The sequence below is a fragment of the Psychrobacter immobilis genome (assembly GCF_904846175.1).
GTDB lineage: Bacteria > Pseudomonadota > Gammaproteobacteria > Pseudomonadales > Moraxellaceae > Psychrobacter > Psychrobacter immobilis_E.
This window is the reverse complement of record NZ_CAJGZM010000001.1, coordinates 467,288-494,241: the sequence shown is the minus strand read 5'-3', so window position 1 is coordinate 494,241 and position 26,954 is coordinate 467,288. Positions and strand designations below refer to the sequence as shown.

Here is a 26,954-nt window from a genome sequence, read left to right as displayed (position 1 = left end):
GCCCTTTATTTTACTTTCTGATGTTTTACGCTCTGCGGTTTTACTATTGATAGCTAGTGACTTGATATGCTCACCTTTGTTTAAGCGTGTTACTTTATACCATATTAGCAACATAACTTTAAGTGCTAGCAGGCATTAGATATATGGCGATTGGTTATAACCGCTATAACCAATCACGTATTATCCTAAGCTTCAGGTCTAAGCTTAAAGTCTAAGCAAGCTTTTCTGCAATCCAAGCAGGGAGGGCGGCGATAACCGACGCGCTGTTATTGGATTTTGGCGCACCACCTTGGGCATAGTCGGGTTTACCGCCGCCTTTACCACCAAGCTCACCTGCCAAATGACGAATAATATCACCGGCTTTGACGCGATCGGTCACAGATGTATCGACGCTTGCTGCTAATGCTAATTGCCCATCTTTATCACCAATCAAAACAATGACACTGTACGGCAGTTTTGATTTAACATCATCCATCAGCATACGGACTGATTTACCATCAACGCCGCTTAAGGTACTGATAAGTACTGGCGTACCGGCGATGGTCTGAACGTCATCGAGCAAGTTTGCGGCTTGTGCACTGGCAATTTTTTGCTCTAAACGTTCGAGCTGCTTCTCTATCTCACGCTGCTTATCCGCCATGGTACGCACACGCTGCGCCACTTCAGGACGTTTTACTTTTAGTTGACTGGCAAGCTCACTCAGTTGTTGCTCACTTTGCTGCATGTTTTTAATCGCATTCATACCGGTGACCGCTTCAATACGGCGAATACCCGCAGCAATACCTGATTCACTGGTAATTTTTAACACCCCGATATCGCCAGTGCGCTGTACGTGTAGACCGCCGCATAGCTCAATAGAGAACGGCTTACGTTGACCATCGACAATGATATCGGTACCCATGGTTAGGACACGAACGTCATTACCGTATTTTTCACCGAACAATGCCATCGCGCCTTGTTTCATCGCTTCGTCGATAGACATATTCTGGATACGAGCAGGAGTATTGGCTTGAATTTGCTCATTGACCATACGTTCGATAAGCATAATTTCAGCGCCGCTGACAGGTTTATCATAGGAGAAATCAAAACGTAACACTTCGCTTGAAACCAATGAGCCTTTTTGCGTGACCTCATCGCCCAATACTTGTCTTAGCGCGGCATGTAATAGATGCGTCGCCGAGTGGTTTTTGGCACTAGCAGCACGAATGCTTGATAATACTTGTGCATCAGCCGTTTGCTGGGCGTTAATTTCGCCCATAGTGACCACGCCATAATGAATAATTGCTTGCCCAGATTTTTTGGTATCTTGCACTTCAAAAACGCCCGTTGCGCTGCGAATATCGCCCAATTCACCTACTTGACCACCACCTTCCGCATAAAATGGCGTACGGTCAAGGACAATAACGCCTTCCATACCTTCAGCCAAACTCTCGACTGGATTGCCATCTTGATAAAGGGCATGAATGATCACGCCATCTTCTTCAAGCTGCTCATAACCGATAAAGGTGGTTGGATTTTCTACTTGAATAACGCTGCTGTAATCGACATCGAATTTACCCGCGTCACGCGCACGTTCACGCTGCGCTTGCATGTGCTCATCAAACTCGGCTTCATCAATCACAATACCGCGCTCACGGGTGATGTCAGCGGTCAAATCAAGCGGGAAGCCGTAAGTATCATATAGCTTAAATGCGGCTTCTCCAGAGAGCGTATCGCCGTCTTTTAGACCTTCAAGTTCACTGGCAAGTAAACGCAAACCTTGTGCCAAAGTTTTGGCAAACTGTGCTTCTTCTTTTTGAATGGCATTTTCAATCGCGCTTTGTTTAGCAACAAGCTCAGGGTAAGCAGCACCCATCTCTTTAACCAATGGCGCGACCATTTGATAAAAGAAATCGCTATCCGCGCCAAGCTTGTTGCCATGACGAACGGCTCGGCGAATGACACGGCGTAGTACATAACCGCGACCTTCATTACTTGGGGTGACGCCATCAGCAATCAAAAATGATACCGCGCGAATATGGTCAGCGATGACTTTTAATGACGACTGCTGCTGATTTTCAATACCTAAAATCTCTGCCGCTGCATCCATTAAATGCACAAACAAATCTATCTCGTAATTGCCATGTACGCCTTGCATAATGGCGCTGATACGCTCAAGACCCATGCCGGTATCAACACTTGGTGCTGGTAGCGGTAACATGGTGCCATCTTTTTGACGGTTAAACTGCATAAAAACGCAGTTCCAAATCTCGATATAGCGATCGCCATCTTCTTCTGGCGTACCCGGCAGACCGCCTGCGATATGAGCGCCGTGATCATAAAACACTTCGGTACAAGGCCCACAAGGACCGGTATCGCCCATCGTCCAAAAGTTGTCTGATGCGTAAGGCGCGCCTTTATTATCACCGATACGGATAATGCGCTCACTAGGAATGCCGATATCTTTATGCCAAATATCAAAGGCTTCATCATCGGTTTCGTAAACGGTCACATATAGGCGGTCTTTATCGATTGCTAGCCACTCATCTGAGGTTAGAAACTCCCAGATATATTCAATACCAGCTTGCTTAAAATAATCACCAAAAGAGAAGTTACCAAGCATCTCAAAGAACGTATGATGGCGCGCTGTGTAGCCGACATTGTCCAAATCATTATGTTTACCGCCAGCACGTACACATTTTTGCGAAGTCACCGCACGGGTATAGTCACGCGGCTCCATGCCCAAAAAGGTCTCTTTAAACTGATTCATACCGGCATTGGTAAATAGCAATGTCGGGTCGTTATAGGGAATCAAGCTCGACGAGGCGACGGGGGTATGCTGCTTGCTTATGAAAAAATCGATAAAAGCTTGACGAATATCGGCTGAGCGAAATGGCTGGCTCACAGCGGCTCCTTACTGACGGATGTATTAAGTAGAATAAGTAAAATAATTTTGCAAGCGATTTTAGCACAAACGTACCAAGGGTGTTGAAGATTCATAAGCAAACACACGGTAAATACGGCTTAACTTCTTTTATGAAGCAGGCGCTTGCATTGAATATCAGCTCTTATTAAATCGATTTATTTCAGATGAATATTATGAAGTTTATAGAAAAATCTTTGTATTACAATGACTGTATTAAACAACTAGGGTAAGTTAATTGGCTAAATAAATCAGTTGGTTAAAATAGTCACATCGGTTTTATCGAGCTTATCTTGAATGAGTGGATGCGACTCAATCACCTGGACGGGCATATAGCGTAGCTGTAGCTTAATGGGTAAATAGTCGGGGAAATTATCCACCATATCTTGCTCTATAATCGCTTCGATTTGACGGACATCGTATGAGCTGGGTGTTGTTTCGCCGCGAATCACCGCCCGCACGACTTGATTGGTATCACTTTTATCAAACTGCGTATTGGTCAGCACGTTGCCCTTATCGCTAAAGTAGCTATTAATCGTCTCTTTAACGTTATTTTCAAAGCCCTGTTGTTTAGCACTGGTTTGTAGATTGATGGACAAGTATGTTCCCAAACCTCCCAATAACAATAAAGTCACCGCATTACGTCGTAAAAAGGTCAAATAGGTTTTGGATTTATAATCGTCATCGACCAAACGGCGAAAACCTAGTAGCCATAACACTAGGGCGTTGGTAAATTGAATGGCGATAATATTGGTCAATGCCAATAGTAAAGCACCAAGTCCCATTTGCATCTCGCCATTGGCAAATAAAATCCCACTGGCGGCAAGCGGTGGCACCAATGCAGTAGCCACTGCGACTCCAACCACTGCCACCGACAGATGCGGCGAAACCATCGCATAAGCACCTGCCGTACCACCAGCAAGGGCAATCATTAAATCCATCGAAGTCGGCTGTGTGCGCGATAATATCTCGACGGTTAGCGGTTGGTCTTTGTGTAGCCAGCCAACGATAAAACCAACCAATACTACCAAAGAGATGCCAAGAAGCACGGTAACCAGTGATTTGCGTAGCAGCGGCATGCGGTGATCGATGATCGCAAGTGCGATGCCAGTGATAGGCCCTAACATCATAGCGACTAGCATAGCGCCAATGACCACCGCGGCTGAGTTGGTTACCAGTCCATAGCTGGCGATAATAGCTGAGAGTATATTCATGATGAAATACATTTTACTCGGCAGCGCATTGGCCTCGATCCTAACGCGCACTTCTGGATAGTCTACTTTCTTATTACTAAATTGCTCGGCGACAAACTGCTTGTAAGATTCAAGTTTGGCTTCCTTTTTTTCTTTAACCTCTTCGCTTTCTTCTTCATAACTTTCTTTGTCGACTTCTTTATTGTCTTTTTGATCGCTTGATTCGTTATTGTCACCCGCTTTATCTTCGTTTTTTTCGTTTAAAGTTTCCGGGCTTTCTTTAAATAAAGCTTTAGAGTTTTTTGTGTTGTTTGATGACTGTTGATTGGAGTCGATTTTATTGGCTTCTACGCTCACTTCGGCAGCAGACTGGTCCTGAAAGAAATTTTCCTCGGTGCTAAAGGTTTCAGATTCTGCGTTTTCGTTTAAGGAATCATCCATAGGTTGAGAATCTGCTTCAGTTGTTTCTAATGAAGCAACCACCACATCAGGCGCTACGGTTTCCATCTTTATCTTTGCTTCAGGTACTTGCGCAGCTGCTGACTCTTTTGCCGATTCCTTATCTCTATTATTATAACTGCCATCATTTGGCGATTTATTGACAGAGCTTGAATCGTTAGAGGTTTTAGTCGTAGGTGAGGTCATATAAGAAGGCTTTGTTAGTTAGTGAAGACAGATAGCTAGAAGTTGGCGAATACAAGAAACTAAAGAGTATGAAGAACTAACTATTGTAATGATAAATGCATTATAGAATATGATTCTTTTGCGATTAAATAGCGAGATGGTGAGTGGATAAAAATAGTTATTGTGATGGTATGTTTAGCACTAAAAACACAGGATACAAATCAATCATTATAATATGGCTTTGAATATGAATCACTTGCTATAAATGGGCTGCGGGTCTATAAGAAAATACTTACTTTTTGTGTGGATTTAGTGTATAAAGTAGTTATACCCACACGAAAAACGAGGAATACATCATGAACTGGCCACTATTTTCTGTCATCTATTCAATAGCCGCAACCGTGACTATCGGTGTATTCATGATTGCTGCTTTGGTCACAGGATTCAACCAAATTCCGCACATTCAAATGGCGGTCGCTGCGGGTTTCCTAGTATCCATTCCTGCCGCCTTATTCTTCACCAAAAAAGTTGGAAGTATTACTGGTAACGAAGAAGGCTATAAAACGCAATCCTAAAGATAAGCTATCAATAATAACAATAAATAATGCTTATTCTTAAAGTGCCTAGCCTTTCACTGTGTATAAAATAAAAAACAGCCCTTGATAAAGAGGCTGTTTTTTTTATTGGCTTATAATTTATATTAAGAGTTTGTATTATTTTAAGCAAAAAAAGACCTCGATTACGCATCAAGGTCTTTTTTATTCGCTAGCATGAACTACTAACTATTTTAGCTCAACGGTTGCGCCATTTTCGATATTGGCATAAACCTCTAACACGTCCCAGTTGGTCAGACGTACACAGCCTGCCGAGGCTTGACGGCTAATACCTTCAGGTTTTGGTGAGCCATGAATACCATACGATGGTTTAGATAAGCCCATCCATACCACACCGACAGGGCTATTTGGGCCTGGTGGTAGCATATGGATTTTTTTATCTGCGCCATTACCGACAGTGGCTTTATACCAAGGCATTTTTACCTTGTTAATGATTTTAAATGACCCTTGCGGTGATGGCGTGGCATCACTACCAATGGTGGTTGGATAAGTGGCGACCAATTTATCATCGTTATAAGCATATAAGGTTTTGTCGGCTTTATTGGCGACCACGCGGTTGATACGCTGCTTAAGTGGGGCACGGGTATTCAAAACAGTGATGGTTTCGCCCGCTTTATACTGCTTGTTTTTATTCAATTTATCTAAATAACGCACATCCATATGGAAGCGCTCACCAAACATCTCTTTGATGTCTTGATAGTATAAGCCTTTCATTTTTGACTTGGCTTCTGAACCTGCAGGCGTGGTAGCAAAGTTAGTATTTACATCATCTTCAGTGATGGTATAAGTTACTAGCACAGGCTTATTGGCTGGAATGTTTTTATTTAGAGCATCCCACGTTTTCTGATCCATTTTACCAGTCGCTGGCAAGCCTTTCATGGTTTGAAAGTTAATCAGTGCTTTTTTACTGTTCATACCCCAACCGCCATCGATAGCACCCGGAGAGGCATGGTTCCAATCCAATAGCGCCTGCATTTTGATGGTCATTGCAGAGTTGACTTTCATATTCGGCGACCAACTGGCACCGTTTACTTGCTTGGCGTAATCCGATAAGTTCAGCGTGGTATGCTTTTTACCATCCACATCTTCGATACTTTTAATAGAAGTGTCGTTTGCGCTATCAGTACTTGCTGCGCTAGGAGCAGCGACGACTTGACCATCGCTTATATCATCGGTGCTATCCGACTGCACATCTTTACGAGCCAGTTCTTCTACGCTCATATTGTCAGCGCTGACAGCTGCTGAATCTTCTTCTGCTTCTTGCTTTGCGTCAATCAGCTGGGTCATACGATCAGATGGCTTGGCTTGGGCTTTATTGGCAGTCGGTGTAGCAGTACCACCATCAAGTGAGCTGCTGCGATTTTCCTGCACATCAAGGCTGACTTTTTTGGCAATGCTAGGCTGAGTAATAGTAGGCATTGAATCAGCTTTACGTACTGGCAAGGTACGCGTCGTGTCCGCAGGTGCGGCAACAACGCTAACGCTGGCACTAACGATAGCAATTGATATAGCAGTAATAAGGGGCTTCATTTTCATCATATTGGGATACTTATGGTTATAACTAATGGGGCTATTATGCGCATAATTTGAATGCTTCGCAAACTTTTGACACATCTTTTTTCGTTTAGGGCTTGCTAAACGTCAACGGTTGACGTATTCACTACAGTTGGGAAATAATTTAGTCATGCTGGGTATAGAGTTGCCGGTAATTTTTACTAATAGTGCTAATTTTCTACTTTATATTTAAATGTTATCGTATTACTCAATCTCACTTTACCAAATACCTAAATCTAACAGAATAAAAGGTAGGCAATTTTTTTTGCCATAAAAAACATAGTAGTAACAAACACAGTCATTGGCGCAGGATGATGTTTGCGTCTATAATGGCTGACACGTTTTTTATTTAATAAATCAGCTGCTAATCGACAGTGATTTAACCCATACGCATGTAGTTAGTGAGCATGTAATCAGCAAGGTGTGATATGTCAGAAGACCAAACCATGAGCGCAGAAGAGTTTCAAAATCAGTATTTTGATGATGAGTCGCAAGGCTTAGATGATGAGCTGGAATACGATTTAAAAACAGGTCTGCTCGTTGAGCACGATGAGCTTGCTAACCTGCATGCAGAGCTTGAAGAAGCACGTGAGCAGCTAGTCAGTATCCGTGATTTTATTCGTTTCGCAGTCACGCAATTACGCAATTATGATGTGGTGGTAGCCCAAGGAACGACAGATGAGTTCGCTGAAGCCTCTGCGATTGTGTTGCATTCTTTGTCTCTAGATTGGGCTGCCAATGAGCAGATTTTGGATTGTCGCCTGACCACATCAGAGAAGCAGCTTGTCTTAAGCTTGCTAGAAGAGCGTATCGCTGAGCGTAAGCCGTTAAGTTATCTCATTAATCTATCTTATTTCTGTGACTTGCCTTTTTATGTCGATGAACGGGTTTTAATTCCGCGCTCGCCTATCGCTGAGCTGATTCGCCAGCAGTTCCATCCATACTTTGAGATTAGTGAGTTGGCAAAGCCAGTTGGCACTAATGTCAATAATCAATCACCGGCTTTTTATGATCATGGCTTAGAGATTAAGCAGTTGTCACAGCCTGAGCGTATTTTAGATTTATGCACCGGTTCTGGTTGTATTGCTATCGCGCTGGCGACCCGTTTTGTTGATGCCCTAGTAGATGCGGTTGATATTGATAAAGCGGCGCTAGAAGTTGCGATGGTCAACGTCGATCATCATGATCTTGGTCATCAAGTGAACGTGATTGAATCTGACTTATTTGCTAAGATTCCTGCCGAACATCAATATGAACTGATTGTGACTAATCCTCCCTATGTCGATGCCGCGATTATGGCAGATTTGCCGCCAGAGTTTTTATATGAGCCTGAGCATGCGTTAGCTGCTGGTCAAGATGGCTTGGACTTGGTACATCGTATCTTATTTGAAGCACCAGATTATCTAAGCCCTGAAGGCTTGCTAGTTTGTGAAGTAGGCGATAGTGAGTGGGCGTTAAAGCAAGCTTATCCTGAAATTCAATTTGATTGGTTAAAGTTTGCTCATGGTGGTCACGGTATTTTTGCGATTACTTATGATGAGTTGATGAGCTATCATTCACTATTCGCTAATTACGTACAGTTATTAGATAGCAATCAATAAATCAAGATTGACACAATAGTCAAAATAATCAAAGATCGACTTCAGTTATTTAAGGATAAATATGGCAGGCAATAGTATTGGACAGCTTTTTACCGTCACCACCTGCGGTGAATCGCATGGTGCAGGTCTTATGGCAATCGTCGATGGCGTGCCACCAGGTTTAGCCTTATCTGAAGCCGACTTGCAAATAGATTTGGATCGCCGCAAGCCGGGTACTTCTAAATACTCGACCCAGCGCCGCGAATCTGATGAAGTTGAGATTATCTCTGGCGTCTTTGAAGGTAAAACGACGGGTACCTCTATCGGTTTGCTGATTCGTAATACCAATCAAAAATCTAAAGACTATGGCGAGATTAAAGACACTTTCCGTCCCGGTCATGCTGATTACACCTATAGCATGAAGTATGGCTTTCGAGACTATCGTGGTGGCGGTCGCTCATCAGCGCGTGAGACTGCCATGCGTGTGGCGGCAGGTGCTATTGCCAAAAAATACTTGCATGAGCGCTTAGGTGTGCAAATCCGAGGTCATGTGACCCAAATCGGTAATGAGTACAGTAATGTTCTAGAGCCAAGTAAAATTGATTGGGATTTTGTGAATAGCAATCCGTTTTTCTGTGCGGATAAAGAAGCAGTCAGTCGCTTTGAGAGCTTGATAGACAGTTTACGCCGTGAAGGTACGAGTTGTGGCGCCCGTCTTGAAATTATCGCAAGTGGCGTCCCAGTAGGCTTGGGTGAGCCAGTATTTGATCGTTTAGATGCAGATATTGCCCATGCCATGATGAGTATCAATGCTGTAAAAGGTGTTGAGGTGGGTGATGGTATGGCGGTAGCAGGGCAATTTGGGCATAGCTCACGTGATGAGATGACGCCAGAGGGTTTTACTGCTAATCATGCTGGCGGTGTATTGGGCGGTATCTCGTCAGGACAAGATATCCGTGTCAGTATCGCGCTTAAGCCAACCTCTAGTATTACTACCGCTGGCAAGAGTATCAATAGCCAAGGCGAGTCGGTCGATATGCTGACCAAAGGTCGTCATGACCCTTGCGTAGGTGTGCGTGCAACACCTATTGCTGAAGCGATGCTAGCCATTGTTTTACTCGATCATTATCTGCGTCATCGCGGTCAAAATGCTGATGTTAAGCAGCCAGTAGAATCGATTACTTAGAGTATTGGTCGTAAATTGATTTGCCCTTTATCGCATCTACTGCTGGTCTATTAGATACGCTAGAGGGTTTTTTTGTGAACATTTAAAACGTGAATGATGCAGCTTATAAAGCCTAATTTCAATATCAGTTTTATTTATTAGTTAAAGGACGCTAAAAATTATGAGTAATTACTTGGATGCAGTTATTGTTGAACATAACCCGGCACAAAAACAGATAGATAGAGCTGTCATCTGGCTTCATGGCTTGGGTGCTAGTGGTCATGATTTTGAGCCAGTGGTACCGCAGCTTGGTTTGGCTGACGATATGGCCGTACGTTTTATTTTTCCGCATGCGCCCAATATTCCAGTGACGGTTAATGGTGGAATGGTGATGCCAGCATGGTATGACATTTTAGAGATGAGCCTTGAACGTAAAGTTGATGTGAATCAGATTGAAGCGTCTGCGCAGCAAATACAGGATTTGATTACTCGTGAGATTGAGCGCGGTGTTAAACCTGAGCATATTGTGATTGCAGGATTTTCGCAGGGCGGGGCAGTAGCGTATCATGTGGCACTTGGTTATCCAGAGCGTTTAGCTGGCTTGATGGCACTATCTACGTATCTCGCGACCAATGATAACATTGCCTATAGCGATGCTAATAAAGACATGCCGATATTAATAGAGCATGGTACGCACGACCCTGTTGTTCCGGTCATCTTAGGTGAGCAGGCTCAGCAGCTTTTATCCGCTAAAGGCTACAATGTTGCCTATAATACCTATCCGATGGCACATCAAGTATGTATGCCGCAGATTCAAAATATCGGTAAATGGTTAAATAAAGTCTTGGCTTAAATGATTCAGCTGTAACGTAATGTAATACGGACGTCCAATAGGTTGCAAGCGGACGTATATATGCTATATAATCATCGGCCTTATTGGGGATGTTCTGGCTTCGACGCTGGTGATGAAACTCAATGATGCATGTCGAGAGTATATGTCCTCTCGTTAATCAAACATATATTGTTATAGTCGCAAACGACGAAAATTACGCTCTAGCAGCTTAAACCCTGTTTACATGGTTTAAATCCTGTTTACTTAGTTGCTGATCACCTACAGTTGGTCAACTAAGTTGAAGCGTCCGCATGTAGGATCGCCACAAGGGATTGTCTCAATCGCTTGGGTTCAAAAGTAGAGAATCGGCTAATCCATCCTGACTGTCGGATCGGTGCAGACTAAAATTAAAGACAGAAACTAAACATGTAGATTCATGAGCGTAATGCTGGCGGACGCGGGTTCAACTCCCGCCATCTCCACCAAACAACGATAAAGGGCTGACCGTCATAGACTGTTAGCCCTTTATTTTGGGCGTTTTTCAGGTATTGAGGTTTATGTAGGGGTATAGCGTCCTATATAGAATGTTGGTATTATTGTTGGTATTAGAGTTTATACACGCGCTCAATACCAACAAAGGATAACCCAATGCCCTTAACTCATACCGTTATCAATAAGCTACAGCCCAGTAGCACCTCGATTGATACAAAGCGACCTGATAAGCATAGCGATGGTAACGGGCTGCAATTATGGGTGCGTTATACGGGCGTTAAGTCATGGATCAGCGCCTATCGCTGGCAAGGTAAGCAGCAAACCCTCACTATTGGCACTTATCCAGTAATGAGCCTCCAAAATGCACGCCAGCGCAATATTGAGATCAAACGCTTAATAGCTGATGGTGTGAACCCTAAAGACCATAAGAGAGAGCAGCAAGCCAGCCAAGATGGTTTAAATGTTTTCGATAACATAGCCCAGTCATGGTATGCAGAACGCAAAACCTACCTAGCAGAAAGCACCTTTTCCCGTAACTATTCCGCTTACATGCGCGATGTAAAGCCCTCTATTGGTCAAAAGAACATAAACGACATTACCGCGCCTGATGTTTTGGCTATCGGTAAAGCAGTAGAGAGCCGCGGCGCTAATGAAATGGCAAGGCGGACTATTAGAGAGATAGGGCAGATATTCAAGCACGCTATACGCAATGGACTAGCCACGCATAACCCAGCCACCGACCTAGCCGAAGCCATCAAGCCACACAAAACCGTCAATCATAGTCGCATTACCAGCCAGCAATTACCTAAGCTACTAAAAGATATTAATGCTTATCAAGGTGATGTACTGGTGAAGCTAGGCTTATGGTTTTTATGCTATACGTTTGTGCGCACCAATGAGCTTAGATTTATGGAATGGCAGGACATAGATTTTAATCGTGGCTTATGGACTGTCCCAGCTGAAAAGATGAAAGCTAGGCGTTTGCATATTGTGCCACTAGCACCGCAAGCAGTAGCGATATTAAAGCAGATCAAAGAGCTAGGCTTTTCGGATCAGTATGTTTTCTTTAATACCTCAACCCGTAAGCCTTATAGTCAAAGCGCATTTATTAATGCCCTATGGAATATGGGCTATAAAGGTAAGATGACGGGGCACGGGTTTAGAGGGCTTGCCAGTACCACACTGCATGAAAAAGAGTTTATGCACGAAGCCATAGAGCTACAGCTGGCACATGATAGAGAAAACAAGATCAGTGCAGCCTATAACGGGGCGCAGCACTTGCCATATAGAATAGACATGATGCACCAATGGGCAAACTTCATTGATGATGCTTATGCTGGCAAATTGGATAAATCTTAATATGTTGGTCAAAAATTAAAAACTATTGATATGTGTTATTGGGTTAAATTCTTAAATTAGGCAAAGCGTTATGAGCGACCTAGAATTAAAAGACAGACTAAAACTAGCAAGAAAGTTTGCAGGACTTACTCAAAAAGATATTGAGATCAACATACTTAATATGAAGCAGTCAACTTATAGTGAGTTAGAAAGAGGATTAAGTAAGAGTACTTCACGTATTGTAGAGATTGCAACGCTATTTGGAGTTCAACCTGAATGGCTAGCCAATGGCACAGGCGAGATGATCCTATCCTCATTCCAGTTAAATAATGATGAGAATGTTTTAGAAGTGAGTTCCAATAAATCACACCTTACTGATGAAGTAGAAATACCGCACTATTCGGAAATAACAGAAACATGTTTAAAGCATACAAATTTAATAAGTGTACAACCTGATACTACAATACGAATAAAGGCCAGTTTCGCTAAATTGTCTGGTGCAAATAGTAAAACATCTTTTAGCTACATATGCGACGGTGACAGTATGGCTAAGCGTATTTCAAATGGTGCAAGATGTACTGCAGACTCAAGTAATAAAACCGTAAAAGATGGAAAAATCTATTGTTTTAAGCACGGTGTAACTACCCGTACTAGATACTTATTTCGACAGCCAGACGGTGGCTTACTAATAAAAAGTCATAATGTTAATTATCCTAATGAGATTATTCAGTATAAAGATATGAAAGATATAGAAATATTAGGATGGGTTTGGGAGTGGTCAAATATTGACCGATGGTAACTATTAGGTATCGCGCAACCAGTCAACATTTTATTTGCCAATTATGCAAGGCTAGGATTAATTACCCGAACGATAGCTATTCACACCCTTAAGCTATCACTGCCTTGCACCTACTTTAATTTAAGGGTGTAGGGGTGTGAATGTGAGTAAAGATAAAAGTTTTTACGACCAATTCAATTCAATTATGACTAAAAATCAGGGTTACTACGCCCAGTTTAATAATTGCGACAACATTAGAAATAATTTTGAATATTTAACCGTCGCAGAAACAGCAATTTTATGGTGTGGTATTCCTAGAAATGAATTAGCTAATGAACTAGCTCAGTGCGTTCCAAAAGGAGATGAAAGTTCACTGTCCCGAAGTATTGTTAGGCACCCATACGTTCAATGCGTTGAGCCTAGATGTGCATTACTTCATCAAGCATTTGAAAATGGTAAGTTGAAAATGGGCAGAGATGGCGGTAACAGTGACTATAAACATGGTCAAAAAGATAAAAAAGAGTCTGACTTAGGTATTAGTGGTATAGGTCATATTAATCATGACAGACGAACTATAAAAATTGCTGACTTAAAAGAGTTTATTGTTGAGTATCATGCTGATGATATGCCTAAAACATTATTTTCAGATATTGATATTCATAAATTAAAACCCATCACTCATGATGATTACTCAGCCTTACTAGCCAAAAATCAAGTCTTAGAAGCTCGTTTAGAAGAAGCTAAAAAAGTTTATATAGAACAACGTGAAAATATTCAAGCTTTAAAGAAAAACTTACAAGCTCAAACAGCTATTACTGAAAATGATATACCGCAAGCAAGCGTGTATCAGCTAATTAATACGATGAAATCATTGTTATTAGATAGTGAAATAACAGAAAGTCTATTCGCTAATACTGACAATTCAAACGCTAGCAAACTGCCGACACAAAGTATGCTTGTAAGTTATATAGCAGATATGAATATCAAGAACTTAAGCGAAAGAACTATAAGTGGAATATTTGCTAAAACAAACAAAATATAGTTAGATTTGCAATTTGCAATTTGCAATTTTGTTATTGCAGCTTGCAATGACCTAGAAACCCCCACCCCATAAGATAGCCCATACAAGCAGAGGCATAACGCCAAGCTACATTATGGAGCTACAAACATGGCTAAGCAAAAAATCACCTCAGATAACCCAGTAATTATATTTACTGATAACACCTCGAACGACACCGAACCAACCAACGCAAACAGTCCAGCTATGCAACTGCCTACTACTGGCATGGGCAGAGCAAAGGACATTTTGCCGTTCCTACCTTTTAGCAAAACTACCCTTTTTGAATGGTCAAAAGATGGGCGTTTCCCAGCTGGCAAAAAGTTAAGCCCTACCATGACCGCATGGAGTTATGCAGACATTCACGAATGGCTTAATTCTCACACCTCAACCACTAGCGAGGTGTAACCCATGAACACACGGCAACCAAAGCAGAACTATAAACAAATCATTCTTAATCACATGTTGGCAGGCAAAAGCCTATCCACTTATGAAGCGTACGACCTCTATAACATAACGTGCTTTTTACAGCGTGTCAGTGAGCTAAGAGATCAAGGCGTAACCATTCAAGATGAATGGCTAAAGAATAACGGCAAACGTTTTAAACGCTACTGGATAGACCAGCCAACAGATAACAACAATAACGCTAGTGGGGTGCAACTATGAGCCAGCCAAACGACAGATTAGAACCGCGCCTAGTGGCAGTAGATAGTTATTATCTATCTGTCATTAATGACCGCATACAAGACCTATCAAACGATGCTGAAAGCCTAGCAATGGCGCTTAATGCTATCAATGCCGATGATGACGCAAGCAAGGGCGTGGTAGTCGCTGTAAGGTCTGCCTTACTTGCTAATAGTGAGCTGGCAAGCATTGTTAGTGAAATGATAGATGGGCTTATAACCTTGCCAACAGCGGAGGTAACAAGCCATGAGTAATCATAACCAAACCAATCTAAAAGCCAGCCACGGGGCACACACTCTCAAACAGCCACATAAGCGCGGCTTACTACTTAGCTTTATTATATTCATGGCATGGGTAGCAGGTATTGGCTTGCTATTATCATTAATCGCTTGCCAGCCAGTGAATGCAAAACAGATTGCAAGTGATGATAGCAGCGGTTACTATATAGACCTCTCAAATCTTATTAGCGACTTGCCAAGTCGTAAACCTTTGGCTTTTTTTGTGCCTGATAATAGCCCAGCCTCTCAAGCTGTCACTATACAATCAAGCACCGCCCCACAAGCGCATCAAGGGGGCAAACCATCATATCTATAGCAAATCACTTGCTAACCGACTATGACGGGTTGACGCTGCAAAATAAAATAGCCGTAAGGCGAATATGCAGGGCGGTTACTAACGTTACCGAGAGTAAGACCCGTCACCCTATACTTTTACCGTATAGCGTGGCATTAACTCAAAAAACGTTAGGAGGCTATCATGCCTAAATCAATCCGCACGACCTCAAACACTCAAACCACTGTCAATAACAAACCAGCGCATCAAGCCCTTAACGGCTCGCATGATGACGGCTTGTCTATTATTCACACTAGCCAGCGTAAAGTTATCGACACCCTAGCAATGACAGGTTACGGCAAGGAGGGCAGCCAATGAAAACCTACCCACCAAAGCAAAGCCGTAAGCACACCAAGCGCAAAAGCTACTATAAAAAATATAGAGCCACACGCCAGCCGAACCAGTCGAAAGCAAGGGGGAACAGATGACCACCACACCACAAACAGACAGCCATCAAAAAGCCCGTGCATTTAGCACAGGCTTTACAGTGGTAATGAATAGTTTTGATGCAGTCACACGGCAAGGACTGGCAAACGATAAGCTATTGCTTAAACTATTTGACCTACTACCGCCCAATAGCTTGTTAAGCGTTACTGATGATCTTACTACAAATGACGCGTCAGTAGTACCGACAGCTGGCACGATAGCCCTACGATTGACCGATAAACAAGGCGATATTGTAGGCGCGGTATTCTACACACCAAACAGCAAGACTAAGCCCATTGTTATTGATCCTACAGGGTATGGTGCTATCGTCATTGGTGACACTAACAAAGCGAATGAGATAATCGCTTTTGATGATTTAGATAATGGCATAGATGCTTATCAGTGTATGGCAGACGACAAAACAACTTTTATTATCAGCCCTCAAAAGACAAAGCAATGCTTTAAAAAGATGGTGCAGCATTGGAGTAGCGGATCACTGCTAACCGTACCAATGACCATAGATAACAAAGGCATGATAAACCTATTGGCAGGTGTGAATGCTAGGGCATTGGTCACTGTGGCTGATATTGTCACAATGCTACATGCCAGTCATAGCTATGAGGCAATACTGGCAGCTGATGACACCCAGCTAATCAACTTAAAAGACACTGCTTACTATCCTGAATGGCGCGATGATCCACAGCTGAATGAGCCAATGATTCATGCTGATGGACGTTTTGAGCTATACCATGACGGACTGTTTTTTGTGAAATATAACGATGACGACCCAGCAAACATAACCTTTAAGTTTAAGGCGTTTGTTTGTTCACCGATTGAGGTTATCGCAAAGACACGGGACACAAGCAGCGGTACATGGGGGCGGTTACTGCAATGGCGTGATGATGATGGTGTGCTACATACGTGGTCAATGCCGTTATCACTGCTACAAGGTGATGCCCGTGAGTATCGTAGAGAGCTAGCCAGTCAAGGATTGAACATTACCACCAACGGCAAACAGCGCAATTATCTAGACACTTATATTCAGGACTATCCTATTCATAAACGGGCGCTATGCGTGGATAAGCTAGGCTGGCATGATGGGCAATATATATTACCTGATGGCGCAATAGGCGGCGATGGTAAGCAGTTAATCGTCTATCAGTCTGCCAATGCAATCAATAGCACCATAGCCCAGCAAGGGACATTAGCCCAATGGCGTGATGACCTATGCAAACCACTAGCAGATCAAAGCCGTTTTGTTTTCTCTATTGCTTGCGCGTTTGCTGGTCAATTACTTGAAATGTTAGATGATGACGGGGGCGGCTTTCACCTTTTAGGATCATCAAGCATGGGCAAGTCATTATCACTTAAAACAGCGTCTAGCGTATGGGGCAAGCCTGACAGCTATACTAAGACATGGCGCAGCACTGATAATGCCTTAGAGGGCACAGCAAGCGAGCATAACGACAGTTTTCTACCACTTGATGAAATCAGCGAATGCGATCCACGGATAGTAGGTAACAGCGTTTACATGTTGGCTAATGGCAAAGGCAAAGGTAGAAGCACCACCACAGGGCATAACCGCACTGCTAAGACATGGCGCATTATTTTCTTATCTAATGGTGAGGAGTCATTACAGAACTTCATGGCACAAGCAGGACAGAAAACGAATGCAGGTATTGAGGTGCGAGTAGCGCATATAGATGCTGATGCTGGTCAAGGTTTAAAGACGTTTGATAGTTTGGTACTGGCAGACACAGGCGCAGCACAAGCCGATAGGATCAAGGAGTTATCACACACTTACTATGGTGTAGCTGGCACAGCATGGCTAGAACATATCACCAATGACAAAGCAGCGACCACAGCCACCGCTAGGCAGCTTGTCAGTGACTTTATGAGTAAGTATAGCGACCTTGCACCGCAAGCGCATAGAGTGGCTAAACGCTTCGCTATTGTTGCCGCCGCTGGTGAGATGGCAACAGGTGCAAGCATTACAGGCTGGCAAGCAGGACAAGCAACCACAGCCGTTATGACATGCTTAGATAATTGGCTTGATAACTATGGGCGTGATGGTGAACACGAACAGCGCCAAATCATTAAACATATTCAAGCATTTATTGAACTGCATGGTAGTAGTCGCTTTCAACCATGTGAGAAGTCTTTTTATGCTGATAGTGAGCAAAAAGTAACTAACCGTGTTGGCTATCGTAAGCAAGGCAGCGATGATTACTATTTTTATATCAATGCATTTGAAAAAGAGGTATGCACACCGTATGAGCTTAAAAAAGTAACGCAAGTATTAGATGATGCTGGTCTGCTAATTACCAATGAAACCAACAAAAAGACGTTTAGAGTCCCAGCACCAACAGCAAAGAACCCCAAAGCCCGTACGCGTGTTTATGCCATCAAAAGCGACATACTAAGTTATGAAACTGATAAAAGCGCAGGGACAGCGCGGACACAGCGGACACACCATATAGGGCAAGGGTTAGAGGCTGTCCACAGCCAAAGGGACACACGCGGACACAGCGGACACAGTGAGCCACAAGTAGATGAACTGTCCGCCTTGTCCGCCTTGTCCGCCACTAAAAAGCAAGGTACAACAAAACAGGGTGTAATTGATCCTGATAATGAAATACCACCGTTTAGCAGTGAAATAGATTATTCATAATTCATTAATGATTTAACAAAGGGTAGGCGTTTATCGTCTGCCTTTTTTATTGCCTGATGTTGAGAAATGTTGAAACCTGAATTACTAACCCTTACCGTAACCTTACCGTTATCAAAGTCATGGTTTTGGACTGCTATTACTCTATTGACCTGTTAAGTATTGTTAAGGTTTAAAACTGAATAAGTAGCATTAATTGGACAAACCAAGCCTTTTTATAATGCTCAATAACCTAAGGTTTCCCTAAGGTTTTAGATAAACAAAAACCGCGCCGCATGTTGATAAAAGATTACATTGGCAGCACTCAAAACATGAGGTTACCCCTAGTTTTTAGATGCGTCCAGTTTTGGACTTATCTCATGCAAAGGGTAGTTTTCGGACACGTTAGAACCTCACAAAACCTCACATTCATTTCATTACTGGCAGCACCTATCACCCCAAGAACACCACAAGGTTATAACCTTACAAAACCGTACATTCAAAGCCGATTAATACAGCCGCCGACTTGTCAAAACTTGTTATTCAAAACCTGATAAAACCTTACATTCAAAACCAAATCACACGCCGCCCAATGTTAACAAATGCTAACATCGAAAAAGCAATCACTCATCATTGCAAATGTCACAAAGCTATGCAGCATAAGGGCTTAGCTAATTAATGGACAAGTATCGCGCGCGCACGCGAGGCAAACACCAATTACAGGGTTTTTGAGCAATAGAAAAAAGGAGTTTTTGGAAATCTTAGAGGGGTAATTTTTCGGACTGTTATAAAAGTGCTGGGGTAGGTTCTTGGAGTCCATACAAGGGTACTTTTCGGAGTCCATAAAAGAGCCATTAAGATAATACTTGGAGTCCATAATGGGGTAGGTTTATGCAACAGTAACGCGCACGCATGACGATAGTTTTGCGAGTCCATAAAAAAGAATTAAACGATTTTTAGTTCAATCCTTTTACATAATTTTTTGAAAAACTAGGCTTCCAAGTTTCTTGTGCGCTTTTATTTTGTTACCATCAGTTTACAAAGTCGTAAATATTGCTACACATACTTAAATTTTACTATTAATTAATAGAACCACTTTCGGAGAAAGCTATATGAATTCGTTTGACAACTCTCTAACGATCAAGGCTATAGGAGCATTTATTGCTCTATCAACTTTATCTTATACAGCATATGCTAAACCACCCATTAAAGAAAAATATGAAGTTTTATCTCAAGCAACTAAATATGCAGAGTCGGTAGCTTGCAGCACTACTTTTTCAAAGGATAACGGAAAGTATAGAACTACAATTAAAGATATTTATTTGATAGAAGATACTGAAGATTATGATAATAAGGGTAAGTTAGGATTTGAGTATATTATTCTTTGGGGTGGTGATGTTGGCTGTAATGGTGGCAGTGGTACATATAGCTATTATTTAACCTCTTTTTCAAGGCATAGCGAAAACCGTCCTTTCTTAGTTAATCAAATGAACATATTAGATGATGTTAATAGTGAAACTTATCAGATAAACGATAGGTTTATCGAAGATGTTAAATATGATAATGGTGTTTTCGTTATTACTGCATCTGACTATAGTAATGAAGGAGATGATGCAGGTAACAACTTCCCCGCAAATCGTTATAAATATAAGTTAACTCACGATAATAGTCCTGATAACTATAAATGGAAATTAGTTGATAAAAATTTTATTGGTAAAACAAAAAGTGCAATTAAAAAATAATGAAACCATTCATAATTGACCCGTTTCCAACGATATAAACAATACATCATTTACCATTAAGCCTTTACTGACTTAGTGGTAAATGAACAAGCTACGATAGTGCAAATCAAACTTGTTTAATGATTTAGATAACCTATGTAGTGATTGTATTTGAAAAAATAAGGTAGCTGAAAATATGAAATCATTGAACCGAAAACTATCCTTTCTAACATGTGTGATAATTTTAATAACTTGTTCATTTGGAGTAGCAAACGCTAGTATTGACTATTTTGCACAAGCAAAAGCAGAGATTGATGCTGCTGCCCAAATTGCAATATCTGACCAAGTACAATCAAAAACTCCATTCATAGGGGAACTGTATTTTGATTTTGTTGGTGCAAATTCCACACTCGAAAATATCACAATTAACCCTAGCGGTTATACAACTATTATGGCAATACCAAAAAACACTCCTGCTTACGTAATATATGAAGGTATGTATAGCTCAATGATGCCCGTACATGAAAGTAAAGGCTATTACTCAGTCATTGGAAAAAATGCAATAGCTCAACTAGATAGCAGCGGCAACCTTATGTATGGTTGTAAGTTAGATGGAAATGAACCATGCATTTCAAAACTAGGGCTTTTAGACTGATACCAGCTTATTTAACTTAAGAATATCTATGCCGCCCACTGCCAATACTTATAGCCTTAGTGACTACGCACAGCTAGACATTAAAGCCTACCGTAAGCAGCTACAAGGTAAAGAAGCCTACAACGTAGCAATGAGCTATCAATATAAGGGCAATACATACCGCTATAGCATCAAACTGCTAAAGGCGCGCTGCAATTATGGCGGCTATCGGTACTGGTGGGCATGTCCATCATGTAGTAAGCGCATAGGCATGCTGTATTGTTCTGGGCTTTACGTTTGTAGGCATTGCATAGTCGCCTTATAGTCCTGACCTAAACCCTATCGAAAAGAATGGGCGCAAGCAAAGTTTTTACGTCAAGGCTGGATGAAGAATGATTTATCCAAGTTTTTTTATGATATTTGTCCCAGTCATAACACTTTTATTTTGAAATGACTATACAAGACATTTCAGAACTCCTTAGAAATTAAGTATGCCGTGAAGATAGTTAAAATAGTGATATATATTACTTCTAAAAATAAAAAATTTCCTAAACTATTACTTATGAAGTTTTGCCAAAATTCTTTTAGAGGTAAATCCCTAAATAGTAAGAATGGAATCGCTAGATAGACAAAAAACAACAATAATCCCATCGGTCTTCTTAAACTTTGAAGTTCCATTGAAGAAACACTAAACTCTCCTGTTTGAGCCCATTTTTTGCCATCTCGTATTTTATTTTTGGTATGATTATTTAGACCTTTAAAGACGGTAAAAGAAGATAATGCTATAATCGTAAATATTATAAAAAATGTGAAACTATCATTAATTACGTAATTTGTCTTAGAAAGATTATTGTTCTTTGATAAAAATGTAATTTTTGTATTTAAGTTAAATATGTTAAAAGCAAAATAATAGAAAATGACAAATAAAAAATTTCCCCACCAGTAAAAGTATGGTGAGGGTGAGAAATCATTTAAAACTTGGAAAAAAAAATAATCTGAGTTGGGATGTGTTTGTGAGTTTTTTTTCTTATAAAGTTGTCCAAAAATTCTATTCATAATAAACCACAAAAAGTAAAAGCTAAATTAATTATTTAAAATAATATCACGAAAATATCAATAAGCAAACAAAAATCCGTTAAAAGTATAATTTTTCTATACTATAATCAAGCCCATTTAAAAGTGTTATAAACTAATTATCAAACCCAATTGTTATCATAAAGACCATGACTTACTCACTAGATCTTCGCTGCGCTATTATGGACTTCAATAAATTAGATTTAAAAAAGTCATATCAACATGGCTAAAAGCTATAGCCGTTATACACTTTACTAGCTTAAATAATATTAATTAGCTTGCGGTTTATAAGTTGAAATACATGATATTTGCGCGAATTGTGCACGATATTGCACGACCCCAAATAGCTATTTCAATCGCGCATATTAAGTTTTTATCAAATAATACTCTTATAATCATGTTGAACTGACAGACAGCGCAAACAATTACAAAATAATATTTAGTTGATGAGGTGAACATTGAATAACAGCAAAATCAAAAACGATTGTTGGTATTGTGGTTGGTATCGTCTTATTATTAAATTAAGATAGTTATATAAATCAAAATCTTAAGTGTATAGTTTAGTTTCCGCCATCTCCACCAAATATTAAAAATCCGATCACTTAATGTGGTCGGATTTTTTTTGGTTTAAATTTAGTAATAAGTTCAGAATGTGAAATTCTAATGAGAATAGAGTGATGATTAACCTATCTAGTGGGTTTGCAAAGACAAGAAAAGTGCTATTTTCTTAAAATATTTTTTATAAGAATAAATAAGGGAGTTAAGAATAAAAAACCCTAGAATAAGAAAAAGGCTTCCAATTGCTTGGAAGCCTTTTAATAAAATGGTACCCGGAGCCGGACTTGAACCGGCACGCTATTACTAGCGAGGGATTTTAAATCCCTTGTGTCTACCAATTTCACCACCCGGGCAAAACTTGTATTATCTAAAAGTAAGCTTTCTACTTGTTAGATAGTGGTCGCTATTATAAGCATTTTCGTTAATAAAGCAAGCTAAAATTAACGTAATACTAATAAATTTTAACCTAAATAATTGGAGGCTGAGGTCGGAATCGAACCGGCGTTAACGGAGTTGCAGTCCGCTGCATGACCACTCTGCCACCCAGCCAATCAAGGATGCCTATATTAACAAAAATAATTTAAATTACAAGTCATTTTTTAGTTAAAGGCAGCTTATTCACTAATTTTTCGGTATTTGGCTATAAACTAGTCGTTATTAAAGTATTAATGCGTTATTGCTAAGATAAAGGCAACATTGATTACGCGATTAAAGAATATACTGCCAAGCATAGAAAACGCATAGAAAACGCATAGAAAACGCATAGAAAACGCATAGAAAACGCATAGAAAACGCATAGATTGGTGTCTTAAAGGATTTAGTAGCCTGTATAGTAAGTGACTCTGTCATCACGTAAAAACCCAGCTAGCCCCAAGCCATAGCGTTTAGCGACGCGTACCGCAGTACTGGTCGGTGCCGACATTCCTACTAACCAAGGAATACGGCTACGAATGGATTTTTGTACTAGCTCAATAGACAGCCGCGAGGTCATCACCACGCATGTCATCTCTGCTTTATTACGCAATTGCCAACCGATGAGTTTATCAAGCGCGTTATGGCGCCCAACGTCCTCAAATAAATATAAATCATTGCCTTGCATGGTGGCTGCGGCATGTGCTGCACCAGTCAACTGATGGGTATGTTGCGCAGCGTCAATATTTTGTCGTACTTGTAATAAATAATTCAGATTAGGAATAGCTAATTGTACTGGTTTTCTGTCTTGTGCTAAGCTTGATGATAAATAATTACTTAAATCGGGAAGGGCTTGCGAAAGCCCTGTAATACCGCACATACCGCAGCCTGTACGTCCTGCCAGCTGACGTCTTTGCGCTTGAATACGCTGATGACAGCGCTGATTTAAGACCAACTCTACTACATACACATCGTAGTCTTGCAACTGTGCTGAAAATTGTTCAAATCCAGTTTTTTCGTTAAGTAAGTCATCCGTTAAATCATGGGTAAATCTCTGATAACTGGCAACATCGGTCAGTTGCGTTACCTCCCAATCTAATAATTCATGACTGTGATGAATCAATCCTTCGCTATATAGAAAACCAATGGCAAGGTATTCAAGCTGATAGGGGCTTGCCATCAATATAGCGTAATGGATGCCATTAATGACAATCGCAACGGCTGCTTCTACTGCTAGCATCGCTGATTTATCATCAATCTCCATTTCTGGAGCTTCATAAGACACATTTGATGTAGATAAATAAGCATGTTTTTGTACCAAATGTAGACGCGATAATGGTACTGTCTGCGTATCCATTATTGGCTCAGCAGTGTTAGTAGCATTATTTTCTAAACCAACCGCTGAGCGATTTACCAAAGCTTCTACGGTCGCTAAGTTGTTTTTACTGACCATTATTTTTTAACCATGACTTTAATCAAACCATCCTTATTAAGCGCTGGCTGCTAGTTTGCTTTCATTAACGCGCTGCAAGACAACCGTGACGGACTTATAAGCGGGTGTCCTTGAGTCGGGCGCATGACTGTCTAAGTCGATAAGGTCATTACATTCAGGATAATAGGTTGCCACCGCGTTGGCGGCGATATCCATCTCAGTAAGTATTAAAGGGCCTAAGGTGCGCCGTTCATCTTGACTGTCTTGCCGCGATACCATGACACTATCGCCTTTTTGCCAACCTAAACGCTTGATTTCATCGGGATGCATAAATAACACATCGCGGCGGTTGGTTTGACGATAGCGGTCTTGATGGCCAAAAATCATGGTATTAAATTGATCATGACTGCGGACGCTGGTTAGCTGCCATACTTTTTGCTCGGCAATTTCTTCTACATTGCTATTTTTAAGATTACTGTTTTCAAAACTATTGGCTTCAAAACTACTATCTTTAGAAGCATTATTTTTAATATTGCTTTGATAGCTGGATGTGGTTTCTGCCATTTGTGCTGCGACATAAGTAATGGGATATTGTGGCACTTCAAATTGGGCTTTGCCACTATCGGTATTCCAAACGCGATGACGTGCAGGATGGTACAAATGAAAACCGCGCTCGTTTTCACGAATACGATCGTTAAAGTTCTCAAAGCCTTCAATAGCTTGGGCGATATAATTACGGATGATATCGAAGTCGCTACTCATGGTCTGCCACGGAATGGACGAATCAGAACCAAGCACGTGGGTTGCCATATCGGCCACAATTTGTGCCTCAGACTTTAACTCATCACTGATAGGCTTTAAACGCCCTTGCGTGGGCACAACCTGGCACATAGAGTCTTCAATCGTCGCAAACTGCTCGCCTTTAGCGGTTATCAGGCGTTCAGTGCGTCCTATACATGGCAAGATAAGGTTATGTGCACCCGGATATAGCATGGTTTCATTAAGTTTGGTGCCGATAAAAACATTAAGCTGGGTAGTGGTTAAGGCAGTTTGAATCGCACTTTTATCAGGTGCGGCCACGGCGTAATTACCGCCCATACTGATAAAAGCTTTAAGCTTACCCTGCATCAATGCTTTCGCCCCAGCGATGACATCAAGCCCATCTTCTTGCGGCATAGGGCGCTTAAACACGCGCTCAAGGCTATCAAGTAGGCTTTGTTTAGGACGCTCATGGATTCCCATAGTACGGTCACCCTGTACGTTGGAGTGACCTCGAACCGGTGAGGCGCCTGCACCATCGACACCAATCATACCCATCAGTAGCAGTAAATTGGTAATCATGGCAACATTATCTTCACCTTGGACATGTTGGGTAATGCCCATGCCCCACGTACAGATAGTAGCAGGGCTGTCAGCGACGAGCTTAGCAAGGTTAATAATTTCTGCTTTACTAATGCCGCAGCCAAGCTCTACATCTGTCCAAGACTGCTGACGTAACCAAGTATCTAACGCGTCATAACCTGACGTGTGCTGCTCGATAAAATCATTGTTGATTTTACCGTTTTTGGTCAGCCATTTGGCCAAACCAGTCAAGAGCGCGACATCACCACCGATTTGAATTTGAATGACCTCATCGACCATCTCATCGCTTTGTCCTGCAGCCATATGGGTTGGTTTTTGCGGATTTCTAAACTTGCTCAAACCTTGCTCGCGCATCGGATTGATAGAGATAATACGGCAGCCTTGCTTATGCGCGTGCGCTAGCATTTCAAGCATACGCGGATGATTGGTCGCAGGATTTTGCCCAAATAGCATAATCAATTTCGCCTGCTCAAAATCTTCCAAAACTACGGTGGCTTTACCGACGCCTAATTGTTTACCGAGCATCACTGATGTTGGCTCGTGACACATATTGGAGCAATCTGGTAAATTATTGGTGCCAAAACAGCGCACAAACAGCTGAAACATAAAAGCAGGCTCATTGGTCACGCGCCCTGAGGTGTAAAATAAGGCTTCATCTGGCGAATCAAGATTTTTTAACGTATCAGCGATATGGTCATAAGCTGCCTGCCAAGAAATCGCGACGTAACGGTCTTGCGCCGCATCATAATATAATGGCTCTGATAAGCGTCCGCTGTGCTCAAGCTCGTATCCTGACCAGCCTTGTAGTTCTGATACGCTATGTCTGGCGAAAAATGCTGCATCCGCACGTTGATTCATGGTTTCACTAGCAATGACTTTGATACCGTTTTCACAAACATCGATCGTTTTATGTGTTTTATGGTCAGGCCATGCACAGCCCGCACAGTCAAAGCCGCCCTTAGGCTGATTGCTATGTAAGACGCTGACACTACCACGCATAAATGCTTTGTAATCCATTAGCTTACGAGTAGATGCAATCAAAGCTGGCCAACCAGCGGCAGGGTGGGCATAAACAGGAATTTTGCGCATGACGGACCTCATAAGCGAATGGCGATAAGTAAGTATGGCTATAATAAAAATAATTGCATTAAGCACTACTATATAGTGGCTAGCCAAAATTTTTTAGTATCATTAACTATAGATAACAAAAAACCTCAAAGCAATTCATGCGTTTGAGGTTTTTTCTATAAATAAAATTGCCATT

At 41.5% G+C, this 26,954-nt stretch carries 21 protein-coding genes, 2 tRNA genes and 1 other RNA gene; 16 read left to right on the top strand and 8 right to left on the bottom strand.

The window, feature by feature from the left end:
• Positions 1 to 211 precede the first annotated feature (211 nt).
• Together alaS and JMW39_RS02010 are read right to left on the bottom strand one after the other, a co-directional pair.
• On the bottom strand, positions 212 to 2,884 hold the full coding sequence (gene alaS / locus JMW39_RS02015) for an alanine--tRNA ligase (protein WP_201543307.1): 2,673 nt from the start codon (positions 2,882 to 2,884) through the stop codon (positions 212 to 214).
• A gap of 269 nt (positions 2,885 to 3,153) precedes the next feature.
• On the bottom strand, positions 3,154 to 4,740 hold the full coding sequence (locus tag JMW39_RS02010; RefSeq protein ID WP_201543306.1) for a DUF389 domain-containing protein: 1,587 nt from the start codon (positions 4,738 to 4,740) through the stop codon (positions 3,154 to 3,156).
• A gap of 335 nt (positions 4,741 to 5,075) precedes the next feature.
• Here JMW39_RS02010 and JMW39_RS02005 point away from each other — a divergent pair, with 335 nt between their 5' ends.
• Positions 5,076 to 5,294 carry a hypothetical protein gene (locus tag JMW39_RS02005; protein ID WP_201543304.1) on the top strand — a complete coding sequence of 73 codons (219 nt, stop codon included), beginning with the start codon at positions 5,076 to 5,078 and terminating at the stop codon, positions 5,292 to 5,294.
• A gap of 207 nt (positions 5,295 to 5,501) precedes the next feature.
• On the opposite strand, the gene JMW39_RS02000 is transcribed toward JMW39_RS02005, so the two are convergent.
• A complete protein-coding gene (locus JMW39_RS02000; RefSeq protein WP_201543302.1) occupies positions 5,502 to 6,947 on the bottom strand; it encodes a L,D-transpeptidase family protein in 1,446 nt (481 codons plus the stop codon).
• A gap of 368 nt (positions 6,948 to 7,315) precedes the next feature.
• Between JMW39_RS02000 and prmB the strand changes: the two genes are divergently transcribed.
• From prmB to JMW39_RS01925, 15 genes are all read left to right on the top strand, one after another.
• Positions 7,316 to 8,488, top strand: a complete 1,173-nt coding sequence (prmB, locus tag JMW39_RS01995) for a 50S ribosomal protein L3 N(5)-glutamine methyltransferase (RefSeq protein WP_201543300.1) — start codon at positions 7,316 to 7,318, stop codon at positions 8,486 to 8,488.
• Between the two features lie 61 nt (positions 8,489 to 8,549).
• Positions 8,550 to 9,653: a chorismate synthase gene (gene aroC, locus JMW39_RS01990; RefSeq protein WP_201543298.1), complete on the top strand. Its 1,104-nt coding sequence runs from the start codon at positions 8,550 to 8,552 to the stop codon at positions 9,651 to 9,653.
• Between the two features lie 160 nt (positions 9,654 to 9,813).
• Positions 9,814 to 10,485, top strand: coding sequence for an alpha/beta hydrolase (locus tag JMW39_RS01985; RefSeq protein ID WP_201543289.1), 672 nt, complete (start codon positions 9,814 to 9,816; stop codon positions 10,483 to 10,485).
• A gap of 85 nt (positions 10,486 to 10,570) precedes the next feature.
• Positions 10,571 to 10,949: a transfer-messenger RNA gene (ssrA, locus tag JMW39_RS01980) on the top strand.
• Positions 10,950 to 11,112: 163 nt separating this feature from the next.
• Complete coding sequence (locus tag JMW39_RS01975) at positions 11,113 to 12,315, top strand: tyrosine-type recombinase/integrase (protein WP_201543288.1); 1,203 nt, start codon at positions 11,113 to 11,115, stop codon at positions 12,313 to 12,315.
• 70 nt (positions 12,316 to 12,385) lie between these two features.
• Complete coding sequence (locus tag JMW39_RS01970; protein WP_201543287.1) at positions 12,386 to 13,093, top strand: XRE family transcriptional regulator; 708 nt, start codon at positions 12,386 to 12,388, stop codon at positions 13,091 to 13,093.
• 142 nt (positions 13,094 to 13,235) lie between these two features.
• Positions 13,236 to 14,114: a hypothetical protein gene (locus tag JMW39_RS01965; protein ID WP_201543286.1), complete on the top strand. Its 879-nt coding sequence runs from the start codon at positions 13,236 to 13,238 to the stop codon at positions 14,112 to 14,114.
• Between the two features lie 126 nt (positions 14,115 to 14,240).
• Positions 14,241 to 14,537 (top strand): helix-turn-helix transcriptional regulator, encoded by a 297-nt coding sequence (locus JMW39_RS01960; RefSeq protein ID WP_227679133.1) that lies wholly within the window; start codon positions 14,241 to 14,243, stop codon positions 14,535 to 14,537.
• Between the two features lie 3 nt (positions 14,538 to 14,540).
• The gene (locus JMW39_RS01955) at positions 14,541 to 14,795 is read left to right on the top strand and encodes a helix-turn-helix domain-containing protein (protein ID WP_201543285.1); all 255 of its coding nucleotides are present in this window, start codon (positions 14,541 to 14,543) and stop codon (positions 14,793 to 14,795) included.
• Complete coding sequence (locus tag JMW39_RS01950) at positions 14,792 to 15,067, top strand: hypothetical protein (protein ID WP_201543284.1); 276 nt, start codon at positions 14,792 to 14,794, stop codon at positions 15,065 to 15,067. The genes JMW39_RS01955 and JMW39_RS01950 overlap by 4 nt, the downstream gene beginning before the upstream one ends.
• A complete protein-coding gene (locus JMW39_RS01945) occupies positions 15,060 to 15,407 on the top strand; it encodes a hypothetical protein (RefSeq protein ID WP_201543283.1) in 348 nt (115 codons plus the stop codon). Before JMW39_RS01950 ends, JMW39_RS01945 begins: the two co-directional genes overlap by 8 nt.
• Positions 15,408 to 15,569: 162 nt before the next feature.
• On the top strand, positions 15,570 to 15,743 hold the full coding sequence (locus tag JMW39_RS01940; RefSeq protein WP_201543281.1) for a hypothetical protein: 174 nt from the start codon (positions 15,570 to 15,572) through the stop codon (positions 15,741 to 15,743).
• 106 nt (positions 15,744 to 15,849) lie between these two features.
• The gene (locus JMW39_RS01935; RefSeq protein ID WP_201543279.1) at positions 15,850 to 18,522 is read left to right on the top strand and encodes a DUF927 domain-containing protein; all 2,673 of its coding nucleotides are present in this window, start codon (positions 15,850 to 15,852) and stop codon (positions 18,520 to 18,522) included.
• A 1,088-nt stretch (positions 18,523 to 19,610) separates the two neighbouring features.
• Complete coding sequence (locus tag JMW39_RS01930; protein WP_201543277.1) at positions 19,611 to 20,240, top strand: hypothetical protein; 630 nt, start codon at positions 19,611 to 19,613, stop codon at positions 20,238 to 20,240.
• Between the two features lie 175 nt (positions 20,241 to 20,415).
• Complete coding sequence (locus JMW39_RS01925) at positions 20,416 to 20,874, top strand: hypothetical protein (RefSeq protein ID WP_201543275.1); 459 nt, start codon at positions 20,416 to 20,418, stop codon at positions 20,872 to 20,874.
• Positions 20,875 to 21,321: 447 nt separating this feature from the next.
• Here the strand turns inward: JMW39_RS01925 and JMW39_RS01920 are convergent, their stop codons facing one another.
• The 5 genes from JMW39_RS01920 to JMW39_RS01900 form a co-directional block, all read right to left on the bottom strand.
• Entirely contained in the window at positions 21,322 to 21,909 is a 588-nt protein-coding gene (locus JMW39_RS01920) for a hypothetical protein (protein WP_201543273.1), read from the bottom strand.
• Positions 21,910 to 22,751: 842 nt separating this feature from the next.
• A tRNA-Leu gene (locus JMW39_RS01915) sits at positions 22,752 to 22,838 on the bottom strand.
• Positions 22,839 to 22,960: 122 nt separating this feature from the next.
• Positions 22,961 to 23,034, bottom strand: a tRNA-Cys gene (locus JMW39_RS01910).
• Positions 23,035 to 23,302: 268 nt separating this feature from the next.
• Positions 23,303 to 24,253, bottom strand: a complete 951-nt coding sequence (locus tag JMW39_RS01905; protein ID WP_201543525.1) for a formate dehydrogenase accessory sulfurtransferase FdhD — start codon at positions 24,251 to 24,253, stop codon at positions 23,303 to 23,305.
• 132 nt (positions 24,254 to 24,385) lie between these two features.
• Positions 24,386 to 26,779 (bottom strand): FdhF/YdeP family oxidoreductase, encoded by a 2,394-nt coding sequence (locus JMW39_RS01900; RefSeq protein WP_201543271.1) that lies wholly within the window; start codon positions 26,777 to 26,779, stop codon positions 24,386 to 24,388.
• Positions 26,780 to 26,954: the final 175 nt, after the last annotated feature.

Coding starts and splice junctions, on each gene's coding strand:
- JMW39_RS01945 (WP_201543283.1), top strand. CDS start 15,060: ATGAGTAATCATAACCAAACCAATCTAAAAGCCAGCCACGGGGCACAC.
- JMW39_RS01970 (WP_201543287.1), top strand. CDS start 12,386: ATGAGCGACCTAGAATTAAAAGACAGACTAAAACTAGCAAGAAAGTTT.
- JMW39_RS01920 (WP_201543273.1), bottom strand. CDS start 21,909: ATGAATAGAATTTTTGGACAACTTTATAAGAAAAAAAACTCACAAACA.
- JMW39_RS01925 (WP_201543275.1), top strand. CDS start 20,416: ATGAAATCATTGAACCGAAAACTATCCTTTCTAACATGTGTGATAATT.
- JMW39_RS01975 (WP_201543288.1), top strand. CDS start 11,113: ATGCCCTTAACTCATACCGTTATCAATAAGCTACAGCCCAGTAGCACC.
- JMW39_RS01935 (WP_201543279.1), top strand. CDS start 15,850: ATGACCACCACACCACAAACAGACAGCCATCAAAAAGCCCGTGCATTT.
- JMW39_RS01950 (WP_201543284.1), top strand. CDS start 14,792: ATGAGCCAGCCAAACGACAGATTAGAACCGCGCCTAGTGGCAGTAGAT.
- JMW39_RS01940 (WP_201543281.1), top strand. CDS start 15,570: ATGCCTAAATCAATCCGCACGACCTCAAACACTCAAACCACTGTCAAT.
- JMW39_RS02000 (WP_201543302.1), bottom strand. CDS start 6,947: ATGTGTCAAAAGTTTGCGAAGCATTCAAATTATGCGCATAATAGCCCC.
- JMW39_RS01900 (WP_201543271.1), bottom strand. CDS start 26,779: ATGCGCAAAATTCCTGTTTATGCCCACCCTGCCGCTGGTTGGCCAGCT.
- JMW39_RS02005 (WP_201543304.1), top strand. CDS start 5,076: ATGAACTGGCCACTATTTTCTGTCATCTATTCAATAGCCGCAACCGTG.
- JMW39_RS01960 (WP_227679133.1), top strand. CDS start 14,241: ATGGCTAAGCAAAAAATCACCTCAGATAACCCAGTAATTATATTTACT.
- JMW39_RS01905 (WP_201543525.1), bottom strand. CDS start 24,253: ATGGATACGCAGACAGTACCATTATCGCGTCTACATTTGGTACAAAAA.
- JMW39_RS02010 (WP_201543306.1), bottom strand. CDS start 4,740: ATGACCTCACCTACGACTAAAACCTCTAACGATTCAAGCTCTGTCAAT.
- JMW39_RS01955 (WP_201543285.1), top strand. CDS start 14,541: ATGAACACACGGCAACCAAAGCAGAACTATAAACAAATCATTCTTAAT.
- aroC (WP_201543298.1), top strand. CDS start 8,550: ATGGCAGGCAATAGTATTGGACAGCTTTTTACCGTCACCACCTGCGGT.
- JMW39_RS01985 (WP_201543289.1), top strand. CDS start 9,814: ATGAGTAATTACTTGGATGCAGTTATTGTTGAACATAACCCGGCACAA.
- JMW39_RS01930 (WP_201543277.1), top strand. CDS start 19,611: ATGAATTCGTTTGACAACTCTCTAACGATCAAGGCTATAGGAGCATTT.
- prmB (WP_201543300.1), top strand. CDS start 7,316: ATGTCAGAAGACCAAACCATGAGCGCAGAAGAGTTTCAAAATCAGTAT.